Raw genomic sequence first — 18,914 nt, 5'->3', positions numbered from 1 at the left:
GCTCCTCGGCATTCCGGGGAGTTGGGGGTTGGCATATGCCCTGCTTGTAGCCACCGTCGGGAATGGGCGTGGGGCCCCAGGGCGGGGAGGCGAGGCATGAAGGGCGTGCAGGGGCAGGGACAGGGCCAAGGCCAGGGGAAGCATTGGGACCCGGTGTGCGGCAAGCAGCTGGAGACACCGGATGGCCAGCCATCCTCGGAGTACAAGAAGCGCCGTTACTTCTTCTGCTCGGAACGGTGCCGCCATGCCTTCGAGCGACAAGCCGAGCGCTTCCGTCTCAACGAGCTGGCCCGCGTCGGCGCGCTGATGACGCCGGGCCGGGTGCGCTGGGGACTGGCGTAGGACTTCCGGGGCCCGCGGGTGAAACACCGCGGGCCCTCACTCACTGACGAACAGATTACGCGGCGACGCGCACGTCCTTGAGGCGCAGCGACAGCTTTCGCTGACCTCGGAAGGTGTCGAAGCCCGCCTGGAAGGCCAGGTCCACCGGCCCATCCACCATCCTCACGCGGTCCGCCATGCCGAAGCCGATGGCGTCCAGCTCCGGTGCGTCCGCCAGCGCCAGCTTGAGGTGACCGCTGCCACCCGCCGCCTTGGCCGGCAGCACGCGTGAGCGGGCCACCTGGTGGCGAAGCACCAGCACCGGCTCGGGATTGCCCTGGCCGAAGGGGCCGAGGCGCTGGAGGGCCTCCACGGCCGTCGCATCCAGCTCCCGGGCGCTCACCACCGCGTCCACGCGGCAGCGGGGAATGAGGTCCTCGGGGGTGAGGCGCTGCCAGGCGATCTTCTCGAACGCCTCGCGCAGCGCGGGCAGCTTGTCCGCGTCGATGGTGAGGCCGGCGGCGTGCTTGTGACCGCCGAACTTCGTGAGCAGTTCCGAGCACCCGCTGAGCGCGTCGTAGAGGTGGAAGGCCTCGATGCTGCGCGCCGAGCCCTTCCCCACCCCGTCCTTCACGCCCACCATGACGGTGGGCCGGTGGTAGCGCTCCACCACGCGCGAGGCGACGATGCCGATGACGCCCGGGTGCCAGCCCTCGTCGTAGAGCACGAAGCCGCGCGCATCCTTGCGCTCCTCGGCCTGGGCCAGCGCCTGCGTGAGGATGCCGCTCTCGATTCCCTGCCGCTCCGCGTTGGCCCGGTCCAACACCGAGGCCAGTGAGCGCGCCGACTCCAAGGACTCCGAACAGAGCAGCTGGAGTCCCAGGGACGCGTCATGCAGCCGTCCCGCGGCGTTGATGCGAGGCCCCAGGCGGAAGCCCACCTGGCCCGCGGTGATGGTCGTGTCCGGGTCCATGCCCGCGGCTTCCTTCAGCGCGCGCACCCCCGGACGGCGGGCGGCCGTGAGCTCCTGGAGGCCGTGCGTCACCAGGATGCGGTTGGCGCCGGTGAGCGGCACCACATCCGCGACGGTGGCCATCGCCACCAGGTCCATCATGGCGCGGAGGTTGGGCTCCTTGCGGGTGGCGAAGTAGCCATCGTCGCGAAGCCGCTTGCGCAGGCCCATGCAGAGGTTGAAGGCCACGCCCGCGGCGCACAGGGCCTTGGTGGGGTACTCGCAGCCGGGCTGATGCGGGTTGAGCACCGCGACGGCGGGAGGCAGCGTGGGAGGAACCGTGTGGTGGTCCACCACGATGACGTCCAGCCCCAGCTCCTTCGCGCGGGTGATTTCCGCCACGGAGGTGATGCCGCAATCCAGTGTCACCAGCACCCGCGTGCCATCCGCGGCGATGCGCTCCACCGCGGACATGTTGAGGCCGTAGCCCTCGTCCAGCCGGTGGGGGATGTACGTGGCCGGCGGCACGCCCAGCTCCTTCAGGAACAGGAACATCAGCGACGTGGAGCACACCCCATCCACGTCATAGTCGCCGTACAGCGTCACCTTCTCGCGCCGGTGCAGTGCACGCACCAGCCGCTCCACGCCCGCCACCATGCCCTTCATCCGGAAGGGGTCTGGCAGGTCCGCCAGACGGTCCGACAGGAACGCGGAGGCGGACTCAGGCGTCCGGTAACCGCGGTGCAGCAGCACCCTCGCCGCGAGCGGATGGAGCGACAGCTCCCCAGCGAGCGACCCCACCTCCTCCTCGACCACGTCTGGAAGCAACCACCGCACTCGCAGCTCCCCTCCTCGGCCACCGGGACTCCTCCGTGGCCGGGACGAAATCTTGACAGTCCGACAGTACCTCAGACGTCTGACGAGGAAAGTCCAACCTTGGGCACGACATTTCCCTTCCTGCTCAGGCGTTCAGGCGTGCGCTTGCCCTGTCGTCTGCCGGTGGGGAGCGCGTCGGTCACCCGGTGCACAGCTTGATTGCACACCACCTGACAGGGAGGACCGCATGGCTGCAAAGGGTATCCAGGTCGGCGCGCTGGCGCTCGCGCTGCTCGCCACAGGCACGGCTTCGGCGCAAGAACGCAAGCCGGGCAAGCGAGGCGACGTCAACGTGTTCCTCAAGGGCGGCCTGGGCGATTACACGGGCAACCTGGGAGATCTCACGAACACCGGTCCGGCATGGGGCCTCACACTCAACGTGCAGCCCACCACGTTCATCGGGTTCGAGCTCGGCTACGAGGGTTCGCAGAACGGCATCGACGACATCCGACTCCTGGATGACGGCCCCTCCATCGTCCGGCAGGGCGGCAGCGCGCTGGTGAAGGTCTCCCCGCCCTTCCTCACGGCGGTGCGGCCCTTCGTAGGCGCGGGCTTCGGCCTCTCGTATGTGGACGTGCGCGGCATCGGCGGCGGCCTCTACGACTCCGACACCATGGAAGAAGTGCCGCTGGCCGCGGGCGTGGAGTTCAACAGCGGAGCGCTGACCGCGGGCGTCCGCGCCACCTGGCGCGTGCTGCTCGACAACGGCTTCGCGAATGACGCGCTGGACGAGGACACCGACGGTGGCCTGCTCGACGCCTCGGTGACGCTGGGCGCGCGCTTCTGACACGCACACCCGCCTGAAAAACAACGAGGGCCCTGCCTCCACGTGGGAGACCAGGGCCCTCATCGCGTCCGGCTCCCGCGAGCGGGAGTCAGGCGGGGTACGTCACGCCGCCTTCGGCTCCTGCTTCATGCCGTCGCCGTGACGGCCTTCCTTCGCCGCCGCGCGCTCGTCCAGCCAGATGGTGAGCGGGCTGGCGATGTACACGGAGGAGTAGGTGCCGACGAGGATGCCCACGAGCATCGCCATGGCGAAGTCGAAGATTTCGCCCACGCCGAAGATGAGCAGACCGATGAGCGACAACGCCGTCGTGCCGGACGTGAGGATGGTGCGGCCGAGCGTGTCGTTGATGGCGATGTTGATGACCTCCGCCAGCGGCTTGCCCTTGTACTTGGCCATGTCCTCGCGGATGCGGTCGTAGATGACGATGGTGTCGTTCACCGAGTAGCCGACGATGGTCAGCAGCGCGGCGATGGCCGTGAGGTTGAACTCGCGGCGGCTCACCAGGTAGTAGCCCGCCACCATGATGACGTCGTGGAGCATGGCGAGCAGCGCGCCCGGGCCGAACTTGAAGTCGAACCGGAACGCCACGTAGATGAGGATGGCCACCATCGAGTACAGCAGCGCCATGACGCCGCGGTTGCGCAGCTGCTTGCCCACCTGCGGACCGACGTAGTCCACGCGGCGCTGCTCGAAGTCCGGCTTCTCCAGGCCCGCCTTGAGCGCGGAGTTCACCTTGTCCGCCATGCCGCTGGCGACGACCTGGTAGTCGACGCCGGTGCCGCCCTGGGACTCGCCCAGGACACGGACCTCCTGCACGCCGGTGCCAGACCCCTCCACCGCGCTCTTGATGAGCTCCGCAGTCAGCGGGGTGGCCGAGCGGAAGTTGATGATGCCGTTGGCGAGGTCCGAGTAGACATTGCGGACGGTGCCCAGGGCCTCGATGGCCGTCTTGGCCTTCGCGGCGTTCTCTTCGTTGAGCTGGGTGACGCCGCCCATGCGAAGCAGGAAGGCGTTCTCCGAGGCTCCGCCGATGTTCTGCACGCTCACGTCGTGCAGGCCGCCCTTCTGGGCGCGCTCACGCACTTCCGCCGCGCTGATGGAGTGGTCGAACTTCAGCTCCACCACCGTGCCGCCGGCGAAGTCCACGCCGTAGTTGAACCCCACCGTGGCGATGCCCACCAGGATGGCGAGGTTGACGAGGGTGGAGATGAAGATGGCCGGCTTGCGCTTGCCGATGAAGTCGATGTTCGTCTTGTTCTTGAGGATCTGCATGGCAGTTTACCGGGCTCCCGCCGGTCTCAGACCGACACCGACTGCGCGTTACGGCCGTGGACGAAGTAGGTCATGATGACGCGAGTCACCACGATGGACGTGAACAGCGAGGCCAACAGCCCCACGATGAGCGTGGTGGCGAAGCCCCGAATCGGTCCGGTGCCCGTGAAGAACAGGATGAAGCCGGCGATGAGCGCCGTCACGTGTGCATCGAAGATGGTCCAGAAGGCGCGGTCATAGCCCTGGTCCACGGCCGCCTTGGCCGACTTGCCGTGGCTCAACTCCTCACGGATGCGCTCGTTGATGAGCACGTTGGCATCCACCGCGACGCCCAACGTCAGCACGAACCCGGCGATGCCCGGCAATGTCAGCGTCGCGTTGAAGAACGCCAGGCCCGCCAGGATGAGCAGACCATTCAGGACCAGGGCAATGTCCGCGATGAGCCCCGCCTTGCGGTAGTACAGCCCCATGAAGAGGAGCACGAGGCCCAGGCCGACCAGCACCGCGAGGCCGCCCTTCTTGATGAGTTCGTCACCCAGGCTCGCGCCCACCTGACGAATCTCACCCACCGTCACCGGCGCGGGCAGCGCGCCCGCCTTGAGCACCAGCGCCAGCGTCTGCGCCTCGCCCAGCCACTCGTCGTGGGAGCGAGCCCCCATGCGACCCATGGTGATGCGGGCACGGCCTCCGCCGATCTTCTCGTTGATGTTCGGCGCCGTGTGGACGTTGTCGTCCAGCACGATGGCCATGCGACGGCCCACGCCCGCCTCGGTCAGCTTCTCGAACTCGCGCGCGCCCGCCGGGTCGAAGGCGATGTTCACCTCCGGCTCGTTCATCTGGTTCACCGACGCGTCCGCGCCCGCCAGGCTCTCGCCCGTCAGCGGCACGACCTTGTCCAGCAGGTACGTCCGGTAGGACGAGCACTCGTTCTTTCTCAGCGGGTTCGCGATGCACTCGGTGACGACCTGGCGGTTCTCCGGAACCTTGCCCTCCGTGTACTTCAGGAGCGCGTCACGCGAGGCGCTCTGCAGCTGCGGGAAGCCACCCTCTTCCGACACGGTGATGTCGCTGCCGGCCGGAGGCGGGTTGGACTGGAACAGCTGCGCGAAGAACTGCGGGTTGGTGTCGTCCACCATCCGGAACTCGAGCTGCGCGGTGGTGCCGACCAGCTCCTTGGCCTGCTCCGGGTTGCTGCGGCCGGGCAGCGAAATCTGGATGGAGTCGGTGCCGAGCTTGCGCACGTCGACTTCGGCGACGCCCCACTTGTCGATGCGGCGGCGGATGACGAGCATCGCCTGGTCGACCGCTTCCTCACGGAAGCGATTCACCTGGGATTCGTCGGGCGACAGCACCAGCGTCGCGCCATCGCGGTTGACCCGCTTGAAGTCCCCGAAGGTCGCCAGGACGTCCTTCTCGATGGCGTCCATGGTCGCCGGGTCCTTCGCGGTCAAGGTGAGCTGGAGCTTCTCTGGATCCGTCTCCGCCGTGACCTCGCCGAGCTTCTTGTCGGCGACGTACGTGGCGATCTGCTGGCCCCGGCGCTCGGTCCGCTTCTGGAGCGCCGTCTTGGTGTCCACGCGCATGACCATGTGGATGCCGCCCTGAAGGTCCAGGCCCAGATTGAGCCGGTACTTCGCGGGAGGCGCCCAGGCGGGAAGCCGCGCTTGCAGCGCCGCCAGGTCATTGCGCTGGGCACGGTCCATGACCACCAGCGAGTAATACGACGGAATCAGGAACCAGATGGTCCCCAGCGTCACCGCGACAATCAGTCCAAACTTCCACCACCAGCCGCGGTCCATTTACTTCTCCTCCTTCTTCTTCTCTTCGGCGGGCGCCGCCTGCGCGGGCCCCTCAGCCACCGTGCCCTTGGCACTGATGGACGTCTTCAGGATGCGGATGCGCACGCCACTGGCGACTTCCACCGTCACGGTCCGCTCTTCGACGAGGTGGATCTTCCCGAGCATGCCGCCCGAGGTGACCACTTCATCGCCCTTCTTGAGCGAAGTGAGCAGCGTGCGGTGCTCCTTCATCTGCTTTTGCTGAGGGCGGATCATGACGAAGTACATGATCGCCACCAGTCCCACGAGCAGAGCCAGGGTGTTCAGCGGGTTGGTCCCGCCCCCGGCCTGCGCCAGCATCAAAAAGCTCTCAGCCACAGACTGCCTCGTCGGTTGAGGAAGGCTTGGGATGGGGGACCCCCCACACTACCCGAAGGACCCATCCTGAAAGGGGGCCCTCTTAGCAAGGGGTCCCCATGTGAGCAAGTGAACGCGGGAACTCGGGATTCCATCCGGTCGCTCAGCGACCACGGGTCCGTTCGGCCTCCTGGGCCCGAGCCCTCTCCCGGAACTCCCGCGCGAAAGCGGCATATCGGTCCTCGGCGATGGCCTTGCGCACATCCGCCATCAGCCCGAGGAAGTAGTGGAGGTTGTGCAGGGTGTTGAGGCGCATCGCGAGGATTTCGCCCGCGGCGAAGAGGTGCCGCAGGTACGCCCTGCTGAAGTTGCGGCAGGTGTAGCAGGAGCACGCCGGGTCGACCGGCCTGGGGTCCCTGGCGAATGCCGCATTGCGGATGGTGAGCTTGCCCTCCGAGGTGAAGAGCAGGCCGTTGCGCGCACAACGGGTCGGCAGCACGCAATCGAACATGTCCACCCCGTGCTCCACGCAGGTGACCAGGTCCACGGGGGTGCCCACACCCATGAGGTAACGCGGCTTGTCGCGAGGCAGGAGCGGCGCCGCGTAGGCCACGCCCGCGTGCATCGCCTCGGGGGCCTCGCCCACGGAGTACCCCCCCAGCGCGTACCCAGGAAGGTCCACCGCGCACACCTCCTCCGCGTGGCGCTTGCGCAGGTCCTCGTGGAGTCCTCCCTGGACGATGCCGAAGAGGGACGAGCGTCCTTCCCGGTTCCACGCCTTCACGCAGCGGTGCAGCCACCGCGTGGTGCGTGCGAGGGAATTTTCCAGGTACGGGCGGTCCTCGGTGGAGGGAGGGCACTCGTCGAAGGCCATGATGACGTCGGCGCCGAGCGTCTCCTGGATTTCGATGGAGCGCTCGGGGGTGAGGAAGTGACGCGCGCCGTCGAGGTGGGACTGGAAGGCGGCGCCCTCCTCGGTGATTTTGCGCTTCTCCGACAGGCTGAAGACCTGGAAGCCGCCGCTGTCGGTGAGCATGGGCCGGTTCCAGGAGACGAACTGGTGCAGGCCGCCCATCTCCCGCATCAGCGCTTCGCCGGGGCGCAGCATGAGGTGGTAGGTGTTGCCGAGGATGATTTGCGCGTCGAGCGCGAGCAGGTCATCCGGCCCCACGCCCTTGACGCTGCCCACGGTGCCCACGGGCATGAAGATGGGCGTCTCGATGGGGCCGTGCGGGGTGTTCAGCCGCCCACGGCGGGCCTTCGTTCCAGAGGCGTCCTCGTGGAGCAAATCGAAGCGCACCAGGCCCGGTGCCACCCGCGTGTCGCCCTTCTCGCGCGCCGTCTCCCGTACTCCCGCGTCCTGCTCACTCATGGCACTCACTCCGACACCAGCATGGCGTCGCCGTAGCTGAAGAATCGATAACCCTCGCGCACCGCCTCCGCGTATGCAGCCAGCGTGCGTTCGCGCCCCAAGAGCGCGCTGACGAGCACCACCAGCGTGGAGCGCGGCAGGTGGAAATTCGTGAGGAGCGCGTCCACCTGGCGGAAGGTGAAGCCCGGGCGGATGAAGAGCGTCGTCTCGCCCGGCCCTTCGCGCAGCAGGCCCGTGGTCGGGTCCGTCGCGGACTCCAGCGTGCGCACCACGGTGGTGCCCACGGCGACGACGCGCCGGCCCTCCGCTCGCGCCGCGTTCACCTCGCGCGCGGTGGCCTCGGGGACGGTGAAGCGCTCCGGGTGCATGTGGTGCTTGTCGAGTTCCTCTTCGCGCACCGGCAAGAAGGTCCCCGGCCCCACGTCCAGGGTCACCAGCGCGCGGCGCACGCCCTTGGCCGCCAGCGCGTCCAGGGTGTCCTGCGTGAAGTGCAGGCCGGCGGTGGGCGCGGCCACGGCGCCGGAGGCGCGCGCGTACACCGTCTGGTAGCGCTCGGCGTCCGCGGCATCGGGCTCGCGGGTGATGTAGGGCGGCAGCGGCAGGCGACCGGCGGCGTCGAGCAACGACGCCAGCGAGGCCCCCGGGCGCGCGTGGAAGCGCACGCGGTACTCCCCTCCTCCGAGCACCTCCAGCACCTCCGCCTCCAGGCCGCCGGCGAACGTGAGGCGCTGGGGGGGCTTGAGGCCCTTGGAGGCCTGGCCCAGACAGAGCCAGTCGAGCGACTCGGGAGCGCCATCGAGCGCGGCCGACGTCAGCGTGGAGGCGGCGGGCCGCACCACGAGCAGCTCCACGCGTCCGCCGGTGCCTGCCTTCTGGCCCAGCAGGCGCGCGGGGATGACGCGGGCGTCGTTGAGGACGAGCAGGTCACCGGGGCGCAGGAGCTCCAGCACGTCGGAGAACTGGCGGTGGCTCACGTCGCCGGTGGAGCGGCGGACGAGCATCAGTCGCGAGGCGTCGCGCTGGGCGAGCGGCGCCTGGGCGATCTGGGACTCGGGGAGTTCGAAGTCGTAGTCTGAGAGGCGGGACGACACGGGGTTGGCGCTTGTAGCAGCCCCCGCGCCGCCGCGGAAAGCGCGCCGACGAAGGGGACGTCAGTAGAGCTGTTGGAGCTCGGCCCCGGGGTAGTAGTGGGTGAGGATTTCCAGGTACCCCCTGCCCTTGTCGGCGAGCGCCTTGGCGCCCCACTGGCAGAGCCCGGCCCCGTGGCCATAGCCGCGACCGGAGAACACATAGCCGTGGTCGGTTCGCTCCACCTCGAAGTCGAGACTCTTGAGGCGCGTGTAGCCGAGCCTGCGGCGGAGCTCCACGCCGTCCACCGTGCTGCCATCGCCCATGGTGATGCGGGTGACACGGCGGGTGGGCGTGCGCGCGGACACCTTCATGCCCTGGGCGGGGCGCTTGAGGGCGGCCTTGATTTCGGTGTCCGACATGGAGGCGGACCAGCGGCTCGCGGGCAGGCGTCCGCACGGACAGTCGACGGGCTGGAGGTAGGGCAAGTCACGGTGGAGGGCGTCCTGTCCGGACTCGGTGCGACCGCCACAGGAGGCGTGGAAGTAGGCCTCGATGGGGGCGAGCTCGTAGGTGAGCACCTGCCCTCGGGTGGCGTCGACGGCGGCGCGGGTGCGGGGGTCCTCGCGGTTGACGCCGCCATACACCTGATGGAGCACGCTGCTGCCGAGATGAAACGCGTTGCTATAGCTCTCCAGTTTCTTCTGGAGGGCATAGGTGCGCGCGGCGATGGCCTGGGCCTTGAGGGCCTCGGGCGGGAAGGAGACCGGCATCTCGCTGCCGAGCACCGCCGCGAGGTAGTCCTCGAGGGAGATGACGTTGATGAGCTGGAGCCCGTCGCGAAATGGACGCACGACGACATCACCGCGCACCTGGGCGCTGCCGGCCTTGAGCGGCTGTTCACCCGGAGCGCTCCCCGCGTCGTCAGAGGGGCTCAGACCCGCGCGGAAGCGGACGGAGTCTCCGATGACGGGTGCCCCGTTGACCTCGAGCCGGCCTGCCTTCCGACGGACGGTGGCGACATCGGAGGGGATGGGCACGAAGGTGGCCTCCTCGCTGTCCACGCCGAAGCCAAGTCCGCGCCCGCTGATGCGCACCTCCACTCCCGTGTCCTCGATGGCGATGCGCAGGGTCTCCACCGCGAGTGAACGCGGGGGAGCGAGCAGGAGCAGGAGCAGTGCAACAGGTCGCAACATGGCCTGGGAGTGTAGGAGCGTGGCCACGTGCCTCAAGAAAACGGCCAGGGGATGGGAGAGGATGGCGCGGCCGTGACACCTTTCGAGCCGCCCATTTCCCGTCTGCCCCCCTCGTCCTTCGTCCAGGCCCTCAGAGGGCTGGAGCCCCGTCCCGCCGCCCTGCTGAGTCGCCGGCTCGTCTCAGGGGCCTCCCTGGAGGCCTGCGCGAGCTTCTACGGGGTGTCGGAGCAGGCCCTCTCGGTGCGCTTGCTGCGAGCCGCCGTGTTGCTGGCGATGAGGCTGGGCACGGCAGCGAGGGATCCGACGGAGGGCGAGGAGGAAGCGGCCTGGGCGCGGATGCTCGCGGCGGCGTTGGAGCGGGAGGATGCACCGGTGCCCGTGGGACTGGTGCCGGTGGTAGAGGTCTGCCGTCGGGTGCGAGCCGTGAGTGCCGAGGTGGCCGCGGGCCTCGAAGCCGCGACGCGGGAAGACCAGGCCTCGCCAGTTCGGCAGCGCGAGGACTGGATGCGGAGGCTGGCTGTCGCGGCCCTCCTGGCCCTGACTGCATACCTGTACCTGTCGCGTCCGGAAGAGCCGCCCCGCCGCCCGCGCCCCCCGCCCCAACAACAGTTGGCGCCTGACGCCGGGTGACGACGGGCGCCGCCGCGTGCAGCAAGTCCCGAGGATGACCAGCGACCATCCACGCCGGACGCGGGGTGTTCCGCGATGGCTGCGGCCAGCAAGTGTCGCGCGTCACCAGTGACAGGCCACGCCAGCCCCGGGGTGTTGCGCGATGGGCGCGGCCGCGTCGAGCAAGTGTCGCGCGTCACCCACAACGGTGAGTCCACTGTGTCCCGACGAACGTCCGACACTCGCGGATGCCCTTGCTGGACGAAGTGCTGTCTGCGCGAATATGGGAGGCCCATGCGAGTCCCCTTCGTCGGCCTCCCGCTGCTCGTGGTCACCTGCCTCCTCGTGGGTTGCTCGAAGAACGTGGACACACGCGTCGCCGGTGATGACGACGCTGCCATCGATGGTGCATCCGCGAGGCTCGAAGAACTGAGGGCACGCGCGGCCCAGGATGACCTGTCGTGCCAGGACCGCTGTGAGGTGGCCAACCAGACCTGCGGCGTGGCCGAGGAGCAGTGCTCCCTGGTGGACCGGAACCCGGACCGGGATGATCTCCCTCCGCGCTGCGCACAGGGCCGCGAGCAGTGCTCCAGCGCGAGGGACAGCTGCGCGAGTTGCCAGAACGGCTGACCGGGCCGACGACGGGCTCGCGGGGGGAATCACCGGATTCAGCGACAGTCCTCGCCGGGGGAAGTGGACGGAACGCGACCGATGCGCACCGACGGCGGACCGTGCTTAGATACGCGGGTTTCCACTGTCGAGGAGCCGCGTCATGTCCCGTCCCATTTCCATGCTCATGGCAGCCCTGTTGGTCCTTCCGGGCATCGCCGGAGCGGACGAAGGGGGCGAGCTGACCCCCGAGAAGGTGGCTCACATCCGCCGAGACGAAGCGGCGGCGATGAAGAAGGTCGACGACGAGTTCGGCAATCGCAAGTCCTCGGAGATGAGCAACGAGGAGCGCGGACAAGCCATCCAGAAGCAGTCCGCGGCCACCTCGTCGGTGTTGGAGAAGCACGGCGTCACCGCGAAGGAGTACGACCGCTTCACCGCGAAGATGGGCCCCGAGGGCAACGAGCGGGCGAAGGCCGAGGGGCAGCGGCTGGAAGAGCAAGCCAAGTCGGCGAAGCAGGCCGCGGCGAAGCCCGCCGAGGAGAAGGAAGTCACCATTCAGCAAGGCTTCAGCAACGACAACCCCGTCGAGCTGGAGTCCACCGAGGGCGACAATCCCGTCGTCGAGATTGGCATTCCCGTCGAGGACGAAGAGGGAGCCGAAGGTGGCGCGGGGGCCGAGGGTGGCGAGGGCGCGAACGCGGAGGGCGCGGTGGCAGCCCAGGCCGCTGCCGCGAATGAGGATCAGGTGCCCGTGGAGATCATGGGCGGTGGGGACGACAAGCCTTCGAAGAAGGCCGCGCGCCGCGCCAGCTCACAGACGCCCAAGGTGAAGAAGAAGGCGGCGAAGAAGAGAAGGAGCTCGAACGACGACTGACGAAGTCGTCCGCTCCCGGAAGCACGCTTGCCGGGAGCCGCTGACGCTCAGCCCTTCCGCAGGTAGCCGTACTCCTGGGCGCGGGCACGCCAGGTCTCGTCATACGGGCACGAGCAGTCGGTCTCTTCCGGCTCCGGGTAGGCGTAGCGCTCGCCCTTGTAGTTGCGGAACACGGTCTCTCGCTCGCCCCGCTCGACGACGTAGTCCGGCTGGAGCGTCACCTTGCCGCCGCCGCCGGGCAAATCCACCGCGAGGTGCGGCACGGCGAGTCCGGTGGTGTGGCCACGAAGCTGCTGGATGATCTCCAGGCCCTTGGCGATGGGCGTGCGCAGGTGCTCACAGCCTTCGGCCACGTCCATCTGGTGCAGGTAGTACGGCCGCACTCGGCTGCGCAGCAGCAGGTGGGACAGCTCCTTGATGATGCGAGCGTCCGAGTTGAGCTGCCGCATCAGCACAGCCTGGTTCTCCACGGGCACGCCGTGGTCCACCAGTCGCTCGCACGCCTCGCGCGCCTCGGGAGTCACTTCCTTCGGGTGATTGAAGTGCGTGACGACGAAGACGGGCGCATGGCGTCGCAGCGTGCTCGCCAGCGCATCGGTGACGCGCATGGGCAGAACCACTGGCACGCGCGTGCCAATGCGAATCATCTCCACGTGGGGAATCTCGCTCAACGGCGCGAGCAGCTCTTCCAGGCGCTGCTCGCTGAGCAGGAATGGATCCCCGCCGGAGATGAGGACGTCACGCACCTCGGGGTGGCGCCGGATGTAGTCGATGCCACGGCGCATCTGGTCCTTGGACAGCTCCGCCACGCCGCCCTGGGTGATGCGCCTTCGCGTGCAGTGCCGGCAGTAGACCGAGCACGTATCCAGCGCCAGGAACAGCACCCGGTCTGGATACTTGTGGACGATGCACTCCTCTGGCCGCGTCTTGTCCTCACCGAGCGGATCCTCCAGCTCGCCGGGGCGTACGCGAGCCTCGGCCCGCACGGGAATGGACTGCATGCGGACCGGGCAGAACGGATGCTCCGGGTCGATGAGCGACAGGTAGTACGGGCTGATGCCAATGCGGAACAGCGAGGACGTCTCCTGGACGCCCGCGCGTTCATCGGCGGTCAATGGGATGAAGCGCTCGAGCTGCTCCAGCCCGCGCACCGCGTGGCGCTGATGCCAGCGCCAGTCGCCCCACTCCGCATCCGTGGCCTGGGGAAACAGGCGACGGCGCCCCGCGTCACTGAGCGAGGAGCGCTCGGTGAGGGAGTCCGCCGCCCCATTCATCGCAACCGCGGAGGTGTCCATCACGCCGCCCGGGTCTGCTCCCGCCACCACGCTTGGCCCTCTTCGGGCAGGGAGTCGATGGGGTCGAAGTACTCGTACTTCCGGTCGAGCGCCTCGGGGTCATTCGCCTCGATGCCCGTCCGGTAGTTCTTGGTCCAGAAGGAGATGCCGCGCGTGCGGTCATACTCGGCGATTTGATGGACCCAGCGTTTGCCCACGAAGGGCACGTCACAGACGATGCGCGGCGTCGCGAAGCCGGGCATGTAGCCCATGATGTCGTGCTGGAGCCGCTGCGCCTGATCCACGGAGAGCCGCCAGTGCTCGCTGTTGGGGATCATGTCGCACATGTAGAAGTAGTACGGCAGGATCTTCGCGTGGTCGAGCAGCGTGAAGCACAGCTCGAGCAGCGATTGCGCGCTGTCGTTGACGCCTCGCAGCAGCACGCCCTGGTTGCGGACATCACGGAAGCCCATGTCCAGCAGCTTGCGCACGGCCTTGCCCACCAGCGGCGTGAGCTGCGCGGCGTTGTTGACGTGCGTGTGCATCGCCAGGTCCACGCCCCGCTCCACGGCCTTCTTCGCCAGCCGGTCCAATCCCTGGAGGACCGAGTCCTGGAGGAAGTGCTGGGGAATGGCCATCAACCCCTTGCTGGCCAGTCGGATGTCTCGGATGTTCGGAATGTCCATCAGCGAGCTGACGAAAGGCTCCAGCTGCTGGATGGGCAGGTTCGCGATGTCGCCGCCGGAGACCACCACGTCGCGCACGGTGGGCGTGCGGCGCAGGTACTCGAGCATCTGCTCGTAGCGGTCCTTCGGTCCAATGGAGAACTTGTGCTTGCTGACCTGGGGGACGTCGTTGCCCACCAGGTCCATGCGCGTACAGTGCCCACAGTACTGGGGACACGTTGGCAGCATCTCCGCGAGCACCTTCGTCGGATAGCGGTGCGTCAGACCTTCGACGACCCACATGTCCTGCTCGTGAAGGCTGTCACGGCTGGCCTTCGGGTGGTTGGGCCAGTCCGTGAGGCGGTCCGCGAAGGCGGGCAGCATGTAGCGCCGCACCGGATCCTTCCACAGGTCCTGGTAGTCCATCGTGTTGAGCATCTGCGGCGGGACGAGGATGGACATCGTCGCGCGCTCGCGCTGATCCCGCTCGAGGCTCTCCGCCAGGTCGTCCGGAAGGAGCGCACCCAGGGTGGCCCTGAGCTCCTTCAGGTTCTTGACGGTGTGCTTGCGCTGCCAGACGGAGCTTTCCCACTCCGCTTGGGTGACGTCCTTGTAGCCGGGGATGCGCCGCCAGTCGGGTTCCACGAACTCACGGCGGAGCGGATAAGAAAACGGCTGTTGCGCGGGACCGGCCTCGGCCTTGCCCCGGATGGGCGTCGATTGCATGGCGCATCACCTCAGCATGTAGCGTCGCGGGCCGGGCGTCATACCGCGCCCAGCACCACTTCATTCAACAAATCGTCGACGACGCCCGATGCCCGCTCCCTACTCAATGGCGAAGTTGACCAGCTTTTCGATCTTGTTCTCGGAGATCGAGACAACGACGGGCTTGGTCGTCTTGCCATTGAGCTTGAAGGAGATCTTCCTCTTGCCCACTGGGAGCACGAGGGGGCTTCCGAGCGTCACCGGCGTCTGACGGCCGGTCTTCTTGCCATCGACGAGGATTTCGGCGCCTGCGGGCTTCGTGCTGCAAGCCAGCATTCCCGTGGCCTTCGGCTTCGGCGGGGTCGGAGGCGCGGGAGGAGGCTTCACCGTCTCGACGCGCTTCTCCTCCTTGGTGAGGTCGAAGGAAATGGTCAGCTCACCGCCATCACCCTCGGCCAGGAACTCTCCGGAGTAGGTCTTGTAGCCCGCCAGCTTCGCGGTGAACTGGTAGGTCTTCCCCACTTCCAGGTTGGCGAGCCGCGCGGCCGGGGTGCGTCCGACCTTCTTTCCATTCACGGAGATTTCCGCGCCGCTCTCGCCCTCGAAGACAGCAGCGAGCTTCTTGAGCGCAGGCGGCGGAGGCTCCACGGGCTTGTTCTCCACGACAGGGTTCGCGGGAGGAGGCTTCTGCGTGGGAGGCGGAGTGGGCGTCTCCGTGCCTGGGGCGGGAGCGGTGTCGGGAGGCTGAGCGTCGACGACGGCGGTCGGAGGATCCGGGTTCTGGGGGGGCGTTGGAGTCCCCGTCTGCCCCGGGTCCACGATGGTGCCCGAAGGCCGCTCCTGGCCTCCCGGGTTGGCCACGGGCTCCGAGGGCCTCGCGGGTGGCTCCTCCGGCGGAGCCTGCGCCACGACCTCCGGGACCAGGTTGAAGGACACGGCCAGGGGTGGGCCTTCGACCACCGTCACGAACTTCTTCTCGGGCTTGTGCCCGGGAGCACTGGCCACGACCTCGTAGTCGCCGGCCGGAAGGGCCAGCATCATGTTGGGCTCGACCTTCTGCCCATTCACTTCGACGACGGCGCCGGCCTGCGGCACGGTGAAGGTGACCTGCTCCCCTGAAGGGCCGCCGAACAACACGACCAACAGGAGCAGCACCACCACGGCGATGCCGGCCGCGGAGCCAAAGAGCACCGGCTTGGGAAGGTTCGCCAGCGACTGCAGGGGCGAGCCCTTCGCGGCGGGCCTGGACTTGGTCTTGGTCTTGGGCTTCGCGACAGGAACGGGCTTGGCCGTGGCCTTGGCGCCCTTCTTCGGCGCGGGCGCGGGCGTCTGCGTCCCGGTGACTTCCTCGCGCTCCTGGGTGTCGTCGGGATAACCCCCGCCGTCCTCGGAGCCGTAGCCGTCGTGTGTGTCGTAGCCCCCATCATCCTGGGGTGCGTCGTAGCCCCCGGCATCCTGGTGCTGGGGTGACGAGCCACGCCGCGGAACGCGATTGCTCCGCCCGTTCGCCGAGACGGTGATGTTGCCGGTGGTCTCTTCGGGCGGCTCCGCCGAGGCCTTCGAGCGCGTGGGGGGCGCGGTCGGCGCGGGGCCGATCATCGTCGCACCCGCGTAGGCCTCACCGTCCTCGCTGGTGATGACGACCTGGGACTTGGGTCCGCTCTTGCCCTTGCGCACCGAGGGCTCCGGCTCCCGCGACGGGTAGGCCGAGGCGGTGCCACTGCCCTGGAGGGTCGGAATCTCCGAACGCCCCGTGATGCTGTCGTCCACCAGCACGCTGCTCTCGGCGACGCGCGTCTCCGGGGACATGAAGGTCTGGGTCGAGTCGACGATCTGCGTCTTGTCGGCGCCACCGCCGTCCATTTCCTCCAGCTCTTCGGCCGTGGGGGGCGGAATGTAATTCGGGGCGGGATGAGCCGGTGCCGTGGGCGCGCGGCCCGCGGGAGAACCCGTCACCACCACCGCGGGCGGCGGGCGCCTCGTGCTCTGGCGCGGCGGCGAGGGGGGAACGGTGACGCCCGAGGTTTCGATCTGATCCGGGCGCTCGATTCCCGCGTAGCGCTCCATCTTCTCCGCCTCGCGGAGCATGTCCTCGGCGAAGGCCTCCTTCATGTAGGAGGAGAGGTGCTTCGACGAGTAGATGGCATCCCCAGCGAGGAGGAAGCGCATCAGGTCCTCGGCGAGATCCGAACCCCACTGGTAGCGGTCCTCGGTCTCACGCGCGAGCGCCTTGAGGACGACCTTCTCGAGTCCCGGCGGGATGTTCGGATTGAACTCGCGAGGAAGCGGAACGTCCGCGTTGCGCACCTTCTCCAGCGTGGAGAAGTCCGACTCGCCGACGAAGAGCTTCTCACCGGTGAGCATCTCGTACAGCAGCACGCCGACGGCGAAGATGTCGCTGCGCCGGTCGATGGGCATGCCCCGGACCTGCTCCGGGCTCATGTAGCCGAACTTGCCCTTGAGGATGCCGGCCTGCGTCTTCTGCGAGCGGTTGGCCGCCTTGGCGATGCCGAAGTCGATGACCTTGACCTCGCCCTCATAGGAGATGAGGACGTTCTGAGGCGACACGTCACGGTGGATGATGTGCAGGTCCTGCCCGCGTGCGTCCTTCTTCCGATGGGCGTAGTCCAGGCCGTCACAGAGCTTGGAGGCGATGAACACCGCCTGCGCGGTGGGCATGATCTCCTTACGCCGCCGGTATCGCTCCAGCATGGTCCGCACGTCGCGGCCCGCGACGTACTCCATGGCGATGAAGTACGTGTCGTCGTGCTTCCCGAGTTCGTGGATGTGCACGACGTTGGCGTGGTTCAGCTGAACGCTGATCCGCGCCTCATCGATGAACATCGTGATGAATTCCTCGTCCTCCGCCATCGTGGGGAGGATCTTCTTGATGGCGAGGATGCGCTCGAAGCCCTCGACGCCGAAGGCCTTCGCGATGAACACCTCGGCCATTCCGCCGACGTTGATGCGCTCGAGGAGCAGGTACTTCCCAAAAAGGGTCGGCTTCTTCATCTCGTGGAGCGGTCCGGGGCCGGGGAGCACCGCGGCAGGCGGAGCGCAGACCGGGCGGAGGACTGGACTCTAGTCGCAGCCTTCATAGCGAGTCAAACACGCATACACCCCTGAAACCTCAAGGAATTCGGGAGCTTGAACGCTTCTGAGCCCCATGGAAGCAGGAGCGGGAAGGAGGCGGCGCGTCACATGTCGGACGACCCATGCCCCAAGCCGCGAGGTGAAGCCCTACATCGCCCCCTGTCGTTCACGGTGTTCAGCGACAACCGGAGCGCCTGCGGCGCCGCTGAAGCAGACCACCATCCCGCGAGGCCACCTGGGATCCGTGGGTAGAACCCAGCGACGCACTCCGGCGCAGTTGGAACAGGAGAGTTCGTACCGGCCCGTGCGGAGCCAGCATGTGGGCAGCGGTTTGAAGCCACGCGCCGGATTTGAGACCGCGCCAGTGAGAGTCGAGCCCGCGCACGCGTGCGGCAGGCATCATCGAGCCAGCCACTGGCGCCCTCCCAGGCACCTGGCGTTGCGTACGGAAGCGCCGCCAAGCCCCAACGCCAGTGGATATAGCCGCGTACCGCAATCCCAGCCGCCCCCAGCTCCGGTAGAGCTGGAGTGGAGGCGGTGCTGGACTCCGTGGGTGCCAGCACGTGGGCAAGCAGCCTGGAGTCGCTGGCGGCCTTCGGGCACCTGGTGGCGTACGGAAGCGCGAGCGGGCCCCCGGCGGCGGTGGAAGTGGAGACGCTGTACGCGAAGTCGTTGAAAGTCAGCGCGTACTGGCTGCGCACGCCACACCCGGCCGCGCTGCAGCGGCGGGCACGCGAGGCGCTGGGAAGCGCACTGGCGGGAGGGCAGCTGCGCGTGAAGCTGGGGCTGGTGGTGGGGTTGGAGGAAGCCGCGCAAGCCCACCAGCGACTGGAGTCGCGCGCGACGGTGGGCAAGGTGGTGCTGCGAGTGCCCTGAGGCCCCGCAAGGCCGTCAGCGCTCGAGGGTGGCTTCAAGCCCAAGCCCGCGGACGCCCTGGCGGCCGAAGCGGGCACGGGGCCTCCTCGCGGCGTCGGAAACTCCAGACGCACAAAAGCGAAAAGCCCCCGTCGCACGAGGCGACGAGGGCTTCTCTCAAAAAGAATCCGGCAGCGACCTACTCTCCCACGCGGTTTCCCGCGGAGTACCATCGGCTCTGGAGGGCT

Annotated in this window: 16 protein-coding genes; 6 read left to right on the top strand and 10 right to left on the bottom strand. The window is 68.0% G+C overall.

Translation table 11 applies throughout. The features are described 5' to 3' along the window. Positions 1–96: 96 nt before the first annotated feature. Positions 97–342: a YHS domain-containing protein gene (locus FJV41_RS15410; protein ID WP_141643237.1), complete on the top strand. Its 246-nt coding sequence runs from the start codon at positions 97–99 to the stop codon at positions 340–342. A gap of 55 nt (positions 343–397) precedes the next feature. Here the strand turns inward: FJV41_RS15410 and recJ are convergent, their stop codons facing one another. Continuing rightward, on the bottom strand, positions 398–2,110 hold the full coding sequence (gene recJ, locus FJV41_RS15405; RefSeq protein WP_141643236.1) for a single-stranded-DNA-specific exonuclease RecJ: 1,713 nt from the start codon (positions 2,108–2,110) through the stop codon (positions 398–400). Between the two features lie 226 nt (positions 2,111–2,336). Between recJ and FJV41_RS15400 the strand changes: the two genes are divergently transcribed. After that, positions 2,337–2,936, top strand: coding sequence for an outer membrane beta-barrel protein (locus FJV41_RS15400; protein WP_141643235.1), 600 nt, complete (start codon positions 2,337–2,339; stop codon positions 2,934–2,936). Positions 2,937–3,038: 102 nt separating this feature from the next. Here the strand turns inward: FJV41_RS15400 and secF are convergent, their stop codons facing one another. The 6 genes from secF to FJV41_RS15370 form a co-directional block, all read right to left on the bottom strand. Then, a complete protein-coding gene (gene secF / locus FJV41_RS15395; protein WP_141643234.1) occupies positions 3,039–4,208 on the bottom strand; it encodes a protein translocase subunit SecF in 1,170 nt (389 codons plus the stop codon). A gap of 26 nt (positions 4,209–4,234) precedes the next feature. After that, positions 4,235–6,007, bottom strand: a complete 1,773-nt coding sequence (gene secD, locus FJV41_RS15390; RefSeq protein ID WP_141643233.1) for a protein translocase subunit SecD — start codon at positions 6,005–6,007, stop codon at positions 4,235–4,237. Continuing rightward, positions 6,008–6,364, bottom strand: a complete 357-nt coding sequence (gene yajC, locus FJV41_RS15385) for a preprotein translocase subunit YajC (RefSeq protein ID WP_141643232.1) — start codon at positions 6,362–6,364, stop codon at positions 6,008–6,010. A 142-nt stretch (positions 6,365–6,506) separates the two neighbouring features. Then, a complete protein-coding gene (gene tgt / locus FJV41_RS15380) occupies positions 6,507–7,715 on the bottom strand; it encodes a tRNA guanosine(34) transglycosylase Tgt (RefSeq protein WP_141643231.1) in 1,209 nt (402 codons plus the stop codon). Positions 7,716–7,720: 5 nt separating this feature from the next. Continuing rightward, positions 7,721–8,806: a tRNA preQ1(34) S-adenosylmethionine ribosyltransferase-isomerase QueA gene (queA, locus tag FJV41_RS15375; protein ID WP_141643230.1), complete on the bottom strand. Its 1,086-nt coding sequence runs from the start codon at positions 8,804–8,806 to the stop codon at positions 7,721–7,723. A 60-nt stretch (positions 8,807–8,866) separates the two neighbouring features. Further along, positions 8,867–9,979, bottom strand: a complete 1,113-nt coding sequence (locus FJV41_RS15370) for a SpoIID/LytB domain-containing protein (protein WP_141643229.1) — start codon at positions 9,977–9,979, stop codon at positions 8,867–8,869. Positions 9,980–10,006: 27 nt separating this feature from the next. Between FJV41_RS15370 and FJV41_RS15365 the strand changes: the two genes are divergently transcribed. The 3 genes from FJV41_RS15365 (at position 10,007) to FJV41_RS15355 (ending at position 12,074) form a co-directional block, all read left to right on the top strand. Continuing rightward, positions 10,007–10,609, top strand: coding sequence for a hypothetical protein (locus FJV41_RS15365; protein ID WP_246137218.1), 603 nt, complete (start codon positions 10,007–10,009; stop codon positions 10,607–10,609). A 273-nt stretch (positions 10,610–10,882) separates the two neighbouring features. Then, positions 10,883–11,218 carry a hypothetical protein gene (locus FJV41_RS15360; RefSeq protein ID WP_174465797.1) on the top strand — a complete coding sequence of 112 codons (336 nt, stop codon included), beginning with the start codon at positions 10,883–10,885 and terminating at the stop codon, positions 11,216–11,218. A 142-nt stretch (positions 11,219–11,360) separates the two neighbouring features. Continuing rightward, on the top strand, positions 11,361–12,074 hold the full coding sequence (locus FJV41_RS15355) for a hypothetical protein (protein WP_174485936.1): 714 nt from the start codon (positions 11,361–11,363) through the stop codon (positions 12,072–12,074). A gap of 47 nt (positions 12,075–12,121) precedes the next feature. On the opposite strand, the gene FJV41_RS15350 is transcribed toward FJV41_RS15355, so the two are convergent. The 3 genes from FJV41_RS15350 to FJV41_RS15340 all read right to left on the bottom strand — a co-directional run bounded on the left by FJV41_RS15350 (position 12,122) and on the right by FJV41_RS15340 (position 17,730). After that, positions 12,122–13,348, bottom strand: coding sequence for a KamA family radical SAM protein (locus tag FJV41_RS15350; protein WP_246137223.1), 1,227 nt, complete (start codon positions 13,346–13,348; stop codon positions 12,122–12,124). A 20-nt stretch (positions 13,349–13,368) separates the two neighbouring features. Beyond that, on the bottom strand, positions 13,369–14,739 hold the full coding sequence (locus FJV41_RS15345; RefSeq protein WP_141643228.1) for a KamA family radical SAM protein: 1,371 nt from the start codon (positions 14,737–14,739) through the stop codon (positions 13,369–13,371). Positions 14,740–14,838: 99 nt separating this feature from the next. Further along, positions 14,839–17,730: a serine/threonine-protein kinase gene (locus FJV41_RS15340; RefSeq protein ID WP_141643227.1), complete on the bottom strand. Its 2,892-nt coding sequence runs from the start codon at positions 17,728–17,730 to the stop codon at positions 14,839–14,841. 609 nt (positions 17,731–18,339) lie between these two features. Here FJV41_RS15340 and FJV41_RS15335 point away from each other — a divergent pair. Next, positions 18,340–18,687, top strand: coding sequence for a zinc-binding dehydrogenase (locus tag FJV41_RS15335; RefSeq protein WP_281291421.1), 348 nt, complete (start codon positions 18,340–18,342; stop codon positions 18,685–18,687). The last annotated feature ends 227 nt before the right edge of the window (positions 18,688–18,914 follow it).

Source organism: Myxococcus llanfairpwllgwyngyllgogerychwyrndrobwllllantysiliogogogochensis (assembly GCF_006636215.1).
Classification (GTDB): Bacteria; Myxococcota; Myxococcia; order Myxococcales; family Myxococcaceae; genus Myxococcus; species Myxococcus llanfairpwllgwyngyllgogerychwyrndrobwllllantysiliogogogochensis.
Note: the sequence above shows the minus strand (reverse complement) of the source record. Positions and strands in the feature narration are given on the sequence as shown.